We start from the raw sequence: 13,148 nt of genomic DNA, 5'->3' as shown, positions 1-13,148 counted from the left end.
ATTCCGCTTTTACGGATGATGTGATTAACCATCTGATAATAAACGTTTATTATTAATTTGTAAGACTTATGGTCAAATTATTGGTAAGCATTGCTTACTCATAATTGATATTTCCGGGCGCGCGTTGAGGTCAAGCGTCTTGTGAAACTTTACAACTGAATGTTATGCAAAACGCGCACAATCGTCGGCCCTCGTCGGTTCGCGGAGGAATCTGCTGTGTTTCGGGGGCGCTATGAGGGGGACTAACAGTGAAAATCGGAGCTCCAACGGAGATTTTCGAGGGCGAGGCACGGGTCGCGATGACGCCCGAGAGCGCAGCAATGCTGCAAAAGCTTGGCCATGAATGCTTCATCCAATCGGGGGCGGGCGTAAAGGCCGGCTTCTCGGATGCGGCTTATGAAGCGGCGGGGGTGACCATCACTAAATCCGCGCCCGATCTGTTCAAGGCGGTCGACGTCGTCGCGAAAGTGCGTCCTCCTGTCGATGCAGAGATCAAACGGCTCGGCGCAGGGCAAACCTTGATTTCGTTCTTCTACCCAGCGCAAAACACCGCGCTGTTGGAGGCCGCCAAAGCGACCGGCGCCAATGTCATCGCGATGGATATGGTCCCTCGGATTTCGCGCGCGCAGAAGATGGATGCATTGTCCTCCATGGCCAATATCGCGGGCTACCGCGCGGTGATTGAGGCGGGCAACAACTTTGGGCGCTTCTTCACCGGTCAGGTGACAGCGGCGGGCAAGGTGCCGCCGGCGAAAGTTCTCGTTGTGGGGGCGGGCGTGGCCGGCCTTGCTGCGATCGGCACGGCGACGTCGCTCGGCGCGATCACCTATGCGTTTGATGTGCGCCCCGAAGTGGCCGAGCAGATCGAATCCATGGGCGCGGAATTCGTCTATCTTGAGTTTGAGGAAGCCCAAGACGGCGCGGCAACGGGCGGCTATGCGGCCCCGTCGAGCCCGGAGTTCCGCGAAGCGCAGCTTGCCAAATTCCGCGAGTTGGCACCCGATGTCGATATCGTCATCACCACCGCTCTGATTCCGGGGCGCGACGCGCCGAAGCTTTGGACCAGGGATATGGTCGAGCTGATGAAGCCCGGATCGGTGATCGTTGACCTTGCCGCAGAGCGCGGCGGGAACAGCGATCTGACCGTGATGGATGAAAAGATCGTGTCAGATAACGGCGTGACCATCATTGGCTACACCGATTTCCCGAGCCGGATGGCCGCGCAGGCTTCCACGCTTTATTCCAACAATATCCGTCATATGATGTTCGATCTGACCCCCGCCAAAGACGGCGTGATCCATCATAACATGGAAGATGACGTGATCCGCGGCGCGACGGTTGCCCATGCGGGTGAGATCACCTTCCCGCCGCCACCGCCGAAAGTGGCCGCGATTGCCGCCGCCAAACCGAAGGAAAAGGTCAAGGAATTGACCTCCGAGGAAAAACGCGCGGCAGAGATCAAGGCGTTCAAGGCGCAGACCAAGAGCCAAGTCATGTTGATCGCCGTGGCGACCGTGCTGTTGTTGGTCGTGGGCGGGTTTGCGCCCGAGGCCTTCATGTCGCATTTCATCGTCTTTGTGCTGGCCTGCTTCATCGGCTTCTCGGTGATCTGGAACGTGTCGCACTCATTGCACACGCCTTTGATGGCCGTGACCAATGCCATCTCGGGGATCGTGATCCTCGGGGCGCTTCTCCAAGTCGGCTCGGGCTCATGGCTCGTTGTCTTCTTGGCCGCGATCTCGGTGTTTATCGCCACGATCAATATTGTCGGCGGGTTCCTCGTCACACGGCGCATGCTCGCCATGTTCCAAAAATCGTAAGGGGAGGGTGCTGACATGACGATCGGTATCGTATCCGCCGCCTATATCGCGGCTGCTGTTCTCTTCATCCTCTCGCTGGGCGGGTTGTCGGGCCAAGAAAGCGCGAAACGCGCCGTTTGGTATGGCATTGTGGGCATGGCGATGGCCGTGATTGCCACCGTGTTCGGGCCGGGCGTGGGCAATTGGTTCATCATTTTGGTGATGATCGCGGGCGGCTCTGTGCTGGGGTATTATGTTGCCTCGCGCGTTCAGATGACGGAGATGCCGCAGCTTGTCGCGGCGCTCCATTCCTTCGTGGGTCTGGCGGCCGTCTTTATCGGCTATAATGCCGAATTGGAACTGGGCCGGATTGAGGCGATGCGCTTGGCGGGTGATGAGACCGCGCTTGCGTCGCTCAAAGGCTTCGCGGAGAAACTCGCGCATAAAGACGCGGTGGAAATCGCGATTTTGAAGGTCGAAGTCTTCCTCGGCGTGTTCATCGGCGCGGTGACATTCACGGGCTCGGTGATCGCGTTTGGTAAGCTTGCGGGCAAAGTCTCGGGCACGGCGAAGAAGCTGCCGGGCGGGCATCTTCTCAATGCGGCCGCGGCGATTGGCTCGTTGATCCTGTTGGTGATGTTCTTCAACGGCGCTGGCATGTGGACGCTGGTTCTGATGACGCTGCTTGCGTTCTTCATCGGCTACCATTTGATCATGGGCATCGGCGGCGCGGATATGCCTGTCGTGGTGTCGATGCTCAACTCGTACTCGGGCTGGGCTGCCTCCGCGATCGGCTTCTCGCTGGGCAATGATCTGTTGATCGTGGTCGGCGCGCTGGTCGGCTCCTCGGGTGCCATCCTGTCCTATATCATGTGTAAGGCGATGAACCGCTCGTTCATCTCGGTGATCTTGGGCGGCTTTGGTGGCGGCGCCACCGGTCCGGCGATGGAGGTCGAGGGCGAACAAGTGGCGATTGATGCCGAAGGCGTGGCCGCCGCGCTCAACGATGCCGATAGCATCGTGATCATCCCGGGCTACGGCATGGCGGTCGCGCAAGCACAGCAATCGGTGTCCGAACTGGTGCGCAAACTGCGCGCCAAGGGTAAAAACGTCCGCTTCGCGATCCATCCGGTCGCTGGGCGTCTGCCGGGGCATATGAACGTGCTGCTGGCCGAGGCGAAAGTGCCCTATGATATCGTGCTGGAAATGGACGAGATCAATGACGACTTCCCGAGTACGGATGTGGCCATCGTGATCGGCTCGAACGACATCGTGAACCCTGCCGCGCAAGAAGATCCGAACTCGCCAATCGCGGGGATGCCGGTTCTTGAATGCTGGAAGGCGAAACAAGTGTTCGTGTCCAAGCGCGGCCAAGGCACCGGCTATTCGGGCATCGAGAACCCGCTGTTCTACAAAGAGAACACGCGGATGTTCTACGGCGATGCGAAGAAATCGCTCGATCAACTGCTGCCGATGATCGACTGATGGCGGCTTGAAGGACAGGAAAAGGCCTCGCTGGATGCGGGGCCTTTTTCGTTTTGCGGGGAGACGGTGGGCCGGTCTGATCCGTCAAAATCACGTGATGCCTTGAGCGGCGGACCAAAATGGCCCAAAAGGGCGCAAATATCAGGAGAGATGGCATGACGCGGTTCGGGTTCAAAGTGCAGGCGACTGACGGCAAGGCACGCAAAGGCGTGATCTCGACGCCGCGCGGCGAGATCCGTACACCGGCGTTCATGCCGGTTGGCACGGCGGCGACAGTGAAGGCGATGATGCCCGAATCCGTGGCCGCGACGGGTGCGGATATTTTGCTTGGCAATACCTATCACCTGATGCTGCGCCCGACTGCCGAGCGCATCGCCAATCTCGGTGGTTTGCATAAGTTCATGAATTGGGACAAGCCGATCCTCACAGATTCCGGCGGGTTCCAAGTGATGTCTCTCGCGTCGCTGCGCAAGTTGACGGAGGAGGGGGTGCGGTTCTCGTCGCATGTCGACGGATCGAAACATATGCTGACGCCAGAGCGCTCGATGGAGATCCAGAAGCTTCTGGGATCTGATATTGTGATGTGCTTTGACGAATGCCCCGCTTTGCCCGCGACGGATGCCGAGGTGGCGAAATCCATGCAGCTTTCCATGCGCTGGGCGCAGCGATCCAAAGATGCCTTCGGGGATCGGCCAGGCCATGCGCTGTTCGGGATCATGCAAGGCGGCGTGACGCGGGATCTGCGCGAGGAAAGCGCGAAGGCGCTGGTTGACATCGGGTTTGACGGCTACGCGGTGGGTGGCCTTGCGGTGGGCGAGGGGCAGGAGGCGATGTTCGGCGTGCTCGATTACGCGCCCGATTTTCTGCCGCAAGACAAGCCGCGCTATCTGATGGGGGTTGGCAAGCCAGATGATATCGTGGGCGCGGTCGAGCGCGGCATCGATATGATGGATTGCGTTTTGCCGTCGCGATCAGGGCGCACGGGGCAGGGCTGGACCCGTCGGGGACAGGTGAATATCAAGAACGCCCGCCACCAAGATGATCCGCGGCCGCTGGATGAGGAATGCACCTGCCCGTGCTGTTCCAATTACTCGCGTGCCTATCTGCACCACGTGTTCCGCTCGCAAGAGATGATCTGCGGGATGCTACTTACGTGGCACAACCTGCATTATTATCAGCAGTTGATGCAGGGGCTGCGCGACGCGATCGAGGTGGGTCAACTCGCAAGCTTTGTTGCCGATTTCCACGCGCTACGGGCACAGGGCGACATCGAGCCGCTTTGATCAACGCGCCCCGTGCCGGCGGCCCCGTGTCGGCGGCCTTGATCGATGGCTGCGGTAAGATTTTGCGGCGGGCGCGACGGAATAGGTTCAGGGTCGCGTTTAACTCACACCTTCCGATGAGAAGGACAACGTGAGGAAATACCTATGATGACTCGGAAATCCAGCCTCTTGACGGCGCTTACCTTTGCCGCTTTCGCAATTCCCTTCACCGCTTCCGCGCAACAAGGCCAACCGCCTGCGATGCCAACAGCGAAAATGGCGACTGCGCTTGGCGTGTCGGAGAAAGCTGTGAAAGCATGCCTCCCAGCTGCGCCGCAAAAAGCTGAGGCGGGCGATAGCAACGCCAAGCCTGAGCGTCCGGACGCCACGAAAATCGCGACCTGCCTGAAGGCCGAGAACAAAAGCCTCACCAAGGCGCAGGTCGAAAAAGTTTTGCAAGAGTTCGCGCCCGCGCCGCCAAAGCGCGATTGATCTGATGGCAGGGCCGTCCGTTGGGTGGCCTGTGATCTATCCTAGGATCGAACGGGGGAGGGGCATTCATGCCTCTCCCTTTTTCGTTTCCGGTTGAACTGATCCGCGAGCGCGAGAGATTCGGGCACTCAGAGGGAATAATGCAGCCGAAAATTACAATAAGGAGGCAATCATTGTAATTTTAGGAAAGAAAAATGCCCCCTTTGGACATAAAACATGGTTTTTTGGCGTTGACGCCCCCCTGCGGCCTGCCTAATGTCCCCAAAGATACTAGCAAGGAGCGCATGATGCGTGGTGTCCTCGTAATTTTCAGGTGTTGGCGTATGGGCCGGTGACGGTTGACCATTTTGGTTCCCATGCGCCCCCGCCAAATTCGGGGGCTTTTTCTTGGCTAAAGGGCTGATGGAGTAAGATGATGTCACGGCAGATGACGGGCGCGGAAATGGTGGTTGAAGCTCTGAAAGAACAGGGCGTGGATACGATCTTCGGCTATCCAGGGGGCGCTGTGCTTCCGATCTATGATGCGATTTTCCAGCAAAATGAGATCCGCCATATTCTCGTACGCCACGAACAGGCGGCCGTTCACATGGCCGAAGGGTATGCGCGCTCGACCGGTAAGCCGGGCTGCGTGTTGGTGACATCGGGGCCGGGGGCGACCAATGCCGTAACGGGCCTGACGGATGCTTTACTCAATTCCATCCCGTTGGTCGTGTTTTCCGGTCAGGTTCCAACGTTTATGATCGGCACAGACGGTTTCCAAGAGGCCGACACCGTGGGGATCACGCGGCCTTGCACCAAGCATAACTGGTTGGTGAAAGAAACCGACAAGCTTGCCGAGACAATCCATCAGGCGTTCCATATCGCAACGTCCGGCCGTCCGGGGCCTGTGTTGATCGATATTCCTAAAGATGTTCAGTTCGCGACCGGCGAATACCGCTCGGCGAAAACGGCGAAGGTCGATCACTACCAGCCCCGCGTGAAAGCAGGGCAGGATGAGGTTACCAAGCTCGTCGAGATGATCGAGACCGCAGAACGCCCTATCTTCTACACGGGCGGCGGCGTTATCAATTCCGGATCGGCGGCGTGTCAGTTGCTGCGCGAATTGGTGGATGCGACCGGCTTCCCGATCACGTCGACCCTGATGGGCTTGGGCGCCTATCCTGCATCTGGCAAAGGGTGGCTTGGCATGCTCGGGATGCACGGGCTTTACGAGGCCAATCTCGCGATGCATGGCTGCGACGTGATGATCAACATCGGCGCGCGTTTCGATGACCGGATCACCGGCCGGATTTCCGATTTCTCCCCAACCTCACGTAAAGCGCATATCGATATCGACGCGTCGTCAATCAACAAGGTCATCCGCGTTGAATTGCCGATTTTGGGGGATGTCGGGCATGTGCTTGAAGATGCGCTGAAGATTTGGAAGGCGCGTGGCCGCAAGGTCAACAAGGAAGCCTTGTCGCAGTGGTGGACGCAGATCGAGGAATGGAAGGCAGTAAAATGCCTGAATTACGCGACGTCCGAAACCACGATCAAACCGCAATATGCATTGGAGCGTTTGCAGGCGCTGACCGCAGATAAAGATCGCTACATCACAACCGAGGTCGGCCAGCACCAGATGTGGGCCGCGCAATTCCTCGGCTTTGAAGACCCGCATCGCTGGATGACGTCGGGTGGCTTGGGTACGATGGGCTACGGCTTCCCCGCCTCGATCGGTGTTCAGGTCGCGCACCCGGACGCGCTGGTGATTTGCGTTGCGGGCGAAGCATCTTGGTTGATGAACATGCAAGAAATGGGCACCTGTACGCAGTTCCAAGCGCCGGTTAAGCAGTTCATCTTGAATAACGAACGTCTCGGCATGGTCCGTCAGTGGCAGCAATTGTTGCACGGCGAGCGCTATTCGTCGTCGTGGTCCGAAAGCCTGCCCGATTTTGTGAAACTGGCGGAAGCTTTTGGTTGGAAAGGCATTTATTGCGATGATCCGGCCAAGCTCGATGCCTGCATTCAGGAAATGATCGATCATCCGGGCCCGGTTCTCTTTGATTGCCGCGTCGAGAAGCACGAAAATTGTCTGCCGATGATCCCGTCAGGCAAGCCGCATAACGAGATGATTTTGGGCGACGGCGCGATTGCGGATGCGATCCAGTCGAGCGGCGCAGTTCTGGTATAATCACGGCCCGATCACGGGGCTCGGCCCTCGGTGATCGGGTTTCACGCAAGTGGCGACATTCGAGAAAAGGAGAGAGGCAATGGCCGCTCTGAATATCAAAAAAGGCTCCACCAGCCATTCGGCCTACGATCTGCGCGACAGCAATTCCGACGTCGAAAGCGCGCATACGCTTGCCGTTCTCGTGGATAACGAGGCGGGGGTGCTCGCGCGGGTTATCGGGTTGTTCTCGGGGCGGGGGTATAACATCGACAGCCTCACCGTTGCTGAGGTCGACCATAAGGGCCACCGCTCGCGGATCACGATTGTGACGCGCGGCACGATGGCCGTGATTGAGCAGATCCGCGCGCAATTGGGCCGGATCGTGCCTGTGCATGAGGTTCATGACCTCACCGTCGAGGGGGCTTCGGTGGAACGTGAGCTTGCGCTGTTCAAAGTTGCTGCAACGGATGAAAAGCGCGTTGAGTCCCTGCGTTTGGCCGATATTTTCCGCGCGAATGTGGTGGATAGCACCTTGGAGAGCTTCGTCTTCGAGATCACGGGGACGCCCGAGAAGATCGACGCTTTCGCGGATCTAATGCGCCCGCTCGGCCTCGTTGATGTCGCGCGCACCGGCGTTGCAGCCCTCTCGCGCGGGGTCTGATCGTCGCGCCGACGGCGTGAAAGGCAGTATTCCAGATAGATAGATCCCGAGGCCTCCCTTTTTAAAAGGGGGGCCCTTTGTTACTGCGGCCGGCCAGCGTCGCGAGCTTTACATAAAAAGGGCCGCGGTTTGATCCGCGGCCCCTTCAGAACTGTCTTGCGGTTAGGCTTTATTGGAAGCTGGGAACACCCATTCCCAGACCAAGGCCACCCGTCGCAGGCGCCACCGTCTCGCCATTGGCGGCCCCGTTACCGGGGGCAGGCGCTTGACCACCAGCGGGTGCGCCAAGGCTCAAACCGCCCAGACCGCCCAACCCGGGCATGTCTGGAAGCGTGAAATCAACCGTCGAGGGGTCAATCGGCTTGCCCTTGTAATGCATCACCATGCCTGGGAACAGGATCACGATCCCGATCATGAGGATCTGGATAAACACGAACGGCACGGCGCCCCAGTAGATTTGCGAGGTTTTTACAGGATCGGTCAGCTTGCCGGTCACCTTGTCAAGATAGGGAACCTTGGGCGCGACAGAGCGCAGGAAGAACAGCGCGAAGCCGAACGGGGGATGCATGAACGAGGTTTGCATGTTCACTCCCAAGATCACCCCGAACCAGATCAGATCAATTCCGAGGCTTTCAGCCGCAGGGGCCAGCAACGGAACGATGATGAAGGCGAGTTCGAAGAAGTCGAGGAAGAACGCAAGGAAGAACACCAAAAGCGAGACCACGATCAAGAAGCCAGTCTCACCACCCGGCAAGGATGTCAGGAGATGCTCAACCCAGATATGCCCGTTCACACCGTAGAACGTGAGCGAGAACACGCGCGCACCGAGCAAGATGAACATCACAAAGGCCGAGAGGCGCGTTGTGGCCGCCAAAGCTTGGCGCACAACATCAACCGTCAGGCGCTTCTTGAGGAAGGCAAGGATCAACGCCCCAACAGCCCCCATCGCGCCCCCTTCAGTCGGCGTAGCAACGCCGAGGAAGATCGTGCCAAGCACAAGGAAGATCAACGCCAATGGCGGGATCAGCACGATGATGACTTGCTGTGCCAAGCGCGACATGATGTTTATCTTCGCCGTCTTGTCGATCAGCGCCAGCACGTAGAGCACCGATACCGCCAACGCCGCGGCCAGAATACCGGCATCGGCAGGGTTATGATTAACCGTCAGGTAGCCTTTCGCGAAGATGAACAGCCCCGCCGCCGCCGCCAGCGCGATGAACAGTGAGGTGACGCCCGATCCCAAGGTCCGCGCCTCAACCGGCAGAGCCGGCATCGATTTGGGGCGGATGACAGACATCAAGGCGACATAGCCCAGATAGATGAGTGTCAGCACCAGACCCGGGATCATCGCGCCCTTATACATATCTCCTACCGACCGGCCGAGCTGGTCGGCCAGCACGATCAGCACGAGCGATGGCGGGATAATTTGGGCCAGCGTACCGGAGGCCGCGATGACGCCCGAGGCGATTGAGCGATCATAGCCATAGCGCAGCATGATCGGCAGTGAGATAAGCCCCATCGCGATCACGGATGCCGCCACAACGCCCGTCGTTGCCGCCAAAAGCGCGCCCACGATGATGACCGCATAAGCCAGACCGCCGCGCACCGGGCCAAAAAGCTGCCCGATCGTATCCAGCAGATCTTCCGCCATGCCGGATTTCTCCAGCACGATGCCCATAAAGGTAAAGAAGGGGATCGCAAGCAATGTCTCGTTGGACAAAACGCCCCAGAACCGTTCTGGCATCGCGTTGAGCAATGGCCAAGAGAGGTTGATCGCCCCTTCCGACAGCGGCGCAAGTTCAACGCCGATCACAAAGAACAACAGGCCGTTCGCCGCAAGGGCAAAGGCCACGGGATAGCCGACTAGCAAGAAGAAGATCAGCGAAAGGAACATGATTGGCGCCATGTTCTGCGCAATGAGTTCCATCATGTGCGTGACCCCGTGTCATCTGCGCCGCCCAGCGACGTGTCCTCCAATGCCGCTGCCGCCTGATGAGGCACAAACGGGGTGGGGTCCTCGATCAGCCCCTGCATCACCGCGATTTTCTTGACGATCTCGGAGATGGCCTGCGCAAGAAGCAGAATAAATCCGATCAAGAGCAGCATCTTCGCCGGCCAGATCACCAGCCCGCCCGCGTTTTGCGAGACCTCGCCCGAATTCATCGACAAAGTCACGTAAGGCACGAGGAAATAAAGCATAACAAGAACATAAGGCAGCAAGAACGTCAGATGCCCCAACAGATCGATCCAATGCTGTTTGCGGCGCGATAGGCTGCCGTACAGGATGTCGATGCGGATATGTTCGTTTTGCTTGAGCGTGTAGGCCGCAGCGCCCAGAAAAGCCGCCCCGAACAAATACCACTGCAATTCAAGCCACGCATTCGATGATATGTTCATCGTTTTACGCAAGACCGCGTTGGACGCGCTGACGAGCACGGCCACGAGAATCAACCATGAAACGGCTTTGCCGATCCATTCGTTAATTCGGTCGATTGCCCCTGAAAGGGCTAGCAATCCACCCATGAGTTTCTCCCCTGAAAAAGAAGGCAGTCCCGTTCTAGCTTGCGCCCTTCGTATCGGGGCTTGTTCAATGGCGGGTGTCTGCCGTTCGCGTTATTACGAGGAGGCGGGCGCGCCGGTCAATCTGTTTGCTAAGAATTGGTTCGGAAATTAGACCATAATTTGCGGCCTATCGCTAAGCGATTGCATCTAAATAAATTTTGGAAAATCACGCGCCGGGTTTCGCGGACCCGAAAACGGTTTTCGCCCTTGTGACATTGAAAAAAGAGGGCGCTGGGGCCCTCTTTCATACGCGACATGTCGAAGGTGATGGAATCAGATGCTTTCGAGCGCGGCGATGATCGGGCCGAAATCGGCCGCTTTGAGAGAGGCGCCGCCAACCAACGCCCCGTCGACATTCGCAACTTGGAAAATCTCGGCGGCGTTTGAGGGTTTCACCGATCCTCCATAGAGCAGCGAGAACTCTGTCGCTTGATCCGCGCCGAAGCGTTCGGCCAGTTCCGCGCGCAAGAAATCATGCACTTCCGCAATCTGTGCGAGGGTTGGCGTGCGGCCCGTGCCAATCGCCCAAACCGGTTCATAGGCGATAATCGTATTCGCGCCCGTCGCGCCCTCGGGCACCGAAGCCGAGAGCTGTTCCCCGATGACGGCCAAGGTCGTGCCCGCATCGCGCTCGGTCTCCGTCTCACCAATGCAGATCACCGCTTGCAGACCGGCCGCCCACGCAGCTTGCGCCTTGGCTTCGACTTGCGGATCGGTTTCGGCATGATCCGCTCGGCGTTCTGAATGGCCCAAAATAACGTAGCTCGCGCCCGCATCACACAGTTGCTGCGCGGAGATATCGCCCGTATGTGCGCCCGACGGCTCGGCATGGCAATCCTGCCCACCTACCGCGATCGGGCCAGCGATCGCCTTCATGGCGCAGATCAAGGTCGCGGGCGGGCATAAAATCACGCCCACACGCGGGGCAGGGTGGGCGTTCACAAGCGCCTCGACCTCCGCCAGCGCGGCACGAGTGCCGTTCATCTTCCAATTGCCTGCAGCGATTTTGCGCGCCATTAATGTGCCTCCCTCTAGGTTTGCGGCAGCTTAGGCGCTTGCGCTGCCCCGTGCAAAGACAAAGCGCGCCGGAGGGGCGCGCTTTCGTCATGCAAAACTAAAGTCAGGGGCGCCCTTATCCAGCGCCTACCTGCGGTGATCAGGCCTCGGGCATGTCCTTGAACTTGATCGACTCTCCGCAGCCACAAGCTTCCGATACATTGGGGTTGTTGAACTTGAAGCCTTGCTCCAACAGCGAGGTCTCATAGTCGATCTCGGTGCCAAATAAGAACATCTGTGCCATAGGCGCGATCAGAACGCGTGCGGCGCCGTCCTCGACGACCTCGTCCATCGGCGCTGCTTCTGCGGCGACTTCCATCGTGTATTCCATACCCGCGCAGCCGCCCTTTTTCACGCCGATGCGTAGGCCTGCTGCATTTTCACGTTCCATTAGCGCCGCAATTTGCTTGGCGGCGCGGGGGGTGATGGAAACTGGCGGTTTGCCGGGAATGCCGAACATGATGTCTCTCCTAGGCTCTGTCTTCTTAGATAGGCTTGGGGCGCGCCCTATGCAAGAGCGCGCCCCCGTTGTTGACGATCGTCACCTTCGCCAGATCAGCCACAGTTTACTGGGTTTTGGCGGATCAGTCGTTTAGGAACGGATAATCCGTATAGCCATCGGGCCCGCCCCCATAAAGCCGGTCCGCGTTCAATTCATTGAACGGGCCACCTGCCTTCAGGCGCTCCACCAGATCTGGATTGGCGATGGCCATCCGACCAAACGCCACCGCCGCGACGCCTTTGCCTTCCTCAACGGCTTCCTCGGCAAGCTCGAGGTCGTAGCCGTTATTGGCCATGTACGGCGCTTTGATCTTCGCGATCAGGCGCTTCATGCCCTCCATATGGTCGCGCTCGCCACCTGTTTGGCCTTCGATCCCGTGCACATAGGCAAGATCGAACCCGTTGAGCACATCGATGAATGCACCGAACAAGCCTTCGGTGTCGCTATCCAGCCCGACGTTATTGGCGTTCGAGAAGGGGGAGATACGAATGCCTGTGCGGCCGGCTCCGATTTCCTCGGTCACAGCTTCCACGATTTCTTTCGCAAAGCGGATGCGGTTCTCAATGCTGCCGCCGTAATCGTCGGTTCGGGTGTTGGAGGTGTCGCGCAAGAATTGATCGATCAGATAGCCGTTAGCGCCGTGAATTTCGACCCCGTCGAATCCGGCATCGATCGCGATTCGTGCGGACTTACGGAACTCGTCGACGATGCCCGGAATTTCATTGATCGCGAGCGCGCGCGGCGTTGGCGTCTCCACGAAGCCTTCGCCGTCGAATGTCTTCGCGCCGCTGGCGATGGCGGAAGGGGCGATCGGGTCAGCACCCTCGATCAACGAGGGATGCGAGATGCGCCCCACGTGCCAAAGCTGCGCGACGATCTTGCCGCCTTCTTGATGCACCGCATCTGTTATCTTGCGCCAGCCCTTGGCTTGGTCGTCGTTCCAGATGCCCGGTGTCCAAGCATATCCCTGACCGAGGAGCGAGACTTGCGTCCCTTCGGAAATAATCAGCCCCATGCTTGCGCGTTGACGGTAGTAGTCAACCATCATGTCATTGGGGATCGAGTCCGGCGCGCGGTTGCGGGTCAACGGCGCCATAACGACGCGGTTTTTAAGTTCGATGTCGCCGAGTTTGGTTGGCGTGAAAAGCTGGTCGGTCATAGGGACTCCCAATCATCATTG

The 13,148-nt window shown here is 58.6% G+C and carries 11 protein-coding genes; 6 read left to right on the top strand and 5 right to left on the bottom strand.

Translation table 11 applies throughout. The annotated features are described in order from the left end of the window. Positions 1-248: 248 nt before the first annotated feature. The 6 genes from SJY32_RS09075 to ilvN all read left to right on the top strand — a co-directional run bounded on the left by SJY32_RS09075 (position 249) and on the right by ilvN (position 7,848). Complete coding sequence (locus SJY32_RS09075) at positions 249-1,820, top strand: Re/Si-specific NAD(P)(+) transhydrogenase subunit alpha (protein ID WP_376874060.1); 1,572 nt, start codon at positions 249-251, stop codon at positions 1,818-1,820. 15 nt (positions 1,821-1,835) lie between these two features. Continuing rightward, positions 1,836-3,284, top strand: coding sequence for an NAD(P)(+) transhydrogenase (Re/Si-specific) subunit beta (locus SJY32_RS09070; protein WP_376874058.1), 1,449 nt, complete (start codon positions 1,836-1,838; stop codon positions 3,282-3,284). Positions 3,285-3,439: 155 nt separating this feature from the next. Beyond that, entirely contained in the window at positions 3,440-4,567 is a 1,128-nt protein-coding gene (gene tgt, locus SJY32_RS09065) for a tRNA guanosine(34) transglycosylase Tgt (RefSeq protein ID WP_376874056.1), read from the top strand. Between the two features lie 144 nt (positions 4,568-4,711). Next, the gene (locus SJY32_RS09060; protein ID WP_376874054.1) at positions 4,712-5,038 is read left to right on the top strand and encodes a hypothetical protein; all 327 of its coding nucleotides are present in this window, start codon (positions 4,712-4,714) and stop codon (positions 5,036-5,038) included. A gap of 415 nt (positions 5,039-5,453) precedes the next feature. After that, complete coding sequence (locus SJY32_RS09055) at positions 5,454-7,208, top strand: acetolactate synthase 3 large subunit (protein ID WP_376874052.1); 1,755 nt, start codon at positions 5,454-5,456, stop codon at positions 7,206-7,208. 79 nt (positions 7,209-7,287) lie between these two features. Then, complete coding sequence (ilvN, locus tag SJY32_RS09050; protein ID WP_376874050.1) at positions 7,288-7,848, top strand: acetolactate synthase small subunit; 561 nt, start codon at positions 7,288-7,290, stop codon at positions 7,846-7,848. A 169-nt stretch (positions 7,849-8,017) separates the two neighbouring features. On the opposite strand, the gene SJY32_RS09045 is transcribed toward ilvN, so the two are convergent. The 5 genes from SJY32_RS09045 to SJY32_RS09025 all read right to left on the bottom strand — a co-directional run bounded on the left by SJY32_RS09045 (position 8,018) and on the right by SJY32_RS09025 (position 13,127). Continuing rightward, on the bottom strand, positions 8,018-9,778 hold the full coding sequence (locus SJY32_RS09045; RefSeq protein WP_376874047.1) for a TRAP transporter large permease subunit: 1,761 nt from the start codon (positions 9,776-9,778) through the stop codon (positions 8,018-8,020). Then, positions 9,775-10,371: a TRAP transporter small permease subunit gene (locus tag SJY32_RS09040; RefSeq protein ID WP_376874045.1), complete on the bottom strand. Its 597-nt coding sequence runs from the start codon at positions 10,369-10,371 to the stop codon at positions 9,775-9,777. The genes SJY32_RS09045 and SJY32_RS09040 overlap by 4 nt, the downstream gene beginning before the upstream one ends. Before the next feature lie 312 nt (positions 10,372-10,683). Next, a complete protein-coding gene (gene tpiA, locus SJY32_RS09035) occupies positions 10,684-11,427 on the bottom strand; it encodes a triose-phosphate isomerase (RefSeq protein ID WP_376874043.1) in 744 nt (247 codons plus the stop codon). A 139-nt stretch (positions 11,428-11,566) separates the two neighbouring features. Then, positions 11,567-11,926 (bottom strand): HesB/IscA family protein, encoded by a 360-nt coding sequence (locus tag SJY32_RS09030; RefSeq protein ID WP_376874041.1) that lies wholly within the window; start codon positions 11,924-11,926, stop codon positions 11,567-11,569. Positions 11,927-12,050: 124 nt separating this feature from the next. After that, a complete protein-coding gene (locus SJY32_RS09025) occupies positions 12,051-13,127 on the bottom strand; it encodes an alkene reductase (protein WP_376874039.1) in 1,077 nt (358 codons plus the stop codon). Positions 13,128-13,148 lie beyond the last annotated feature (21 nt).

Origin of the sequence: Albirhodobacter sp. R86504, from assembly GCF_042466415.1 — a bacterium.
GTDB lineage: Bacteria > Pseudomonadota > Alphaproteobacteria > Rhodobacterales > Rhodobacteraceae > Albirhodobacter.
Note: the sequence above shows the minus strand (reverse complement) of the source record. Positions and strands in the feature narration are given on the sequence as shown.

Excerpts from the sequence above, each read along its gene's own strand:
- tgt (WP_376874056.1), top strand. The coding sequence starts at position 3,440 with ATGACGCGGTTCGGGTTCAAAGTGCAGGCGACTGACGGCAAGGCACGC.
- SJY32_RS09070 (WP_376874058.1), top strand. The coding sequence starts at position 1,836 with ATGACGATCGGTATCGTATCCGCCGCCTATATCGCGGCTGCTGTTCTC.
- SJY32_RS09055 (WP_376874052.1), top strand. The coding sequence starts at position 5,454 with ATGTCACGGCAGATGACGGGCGCGGAAATGGTGGTTGAAGCTCTGAAA.
- SJY32_RS09040 (WP_376874045.1), bottom strand. The coding sequence starts at position 10,371 with ATGGGTGGATTGCTAGCCCTTTCAGGGGCAATCGACCGAATTAACGAA.
- SJY32_RS09025 (WP_376874039.1), bottom strand. The coding sequence starts at position 13,127 with ATGACCGACCAGCTTTTCACGCCAACCAAACTCGGCGACATCGAACTT.
- tpiA (WP_376874043.1), bottom strand. The coding sequence starts at position 11,427 with ATGGCGCGCAAAATCGCTGCAGGCAATTGGAAGATGAACGGCACTCGT.
- ilvN (WP_376874050.1), top strand. The coding sequence starts at position 7,288 with ATGGCCGCTCTGAATATCAAAAAAGGCTCCACCAGCCATTCGGCCTAC.
- SJY32_RS09045 (WP_376874047.1), bottom strand. The coding sequence starts at position 9,778 with ATGATGGAACTCATTGCGCAGAACATGGCGCCAATCATGTTCCTTTCG.
- SJY32_RS09060 (WP_376874054.1), top strand. The coding sequence starts at position 4,712 with ATGATGACTCGGAAATCCAGCCTCTTGACGGCGCTTACCTTTGCCGCT.
- SJY32_RS09030 (WP_376874041.1), bottom strand. The coding sequence starts at position 11,926 with ATGTTCGGCATTCCCGGCAAACCGCCAGTTTCCATCACCCCCCGCGCC.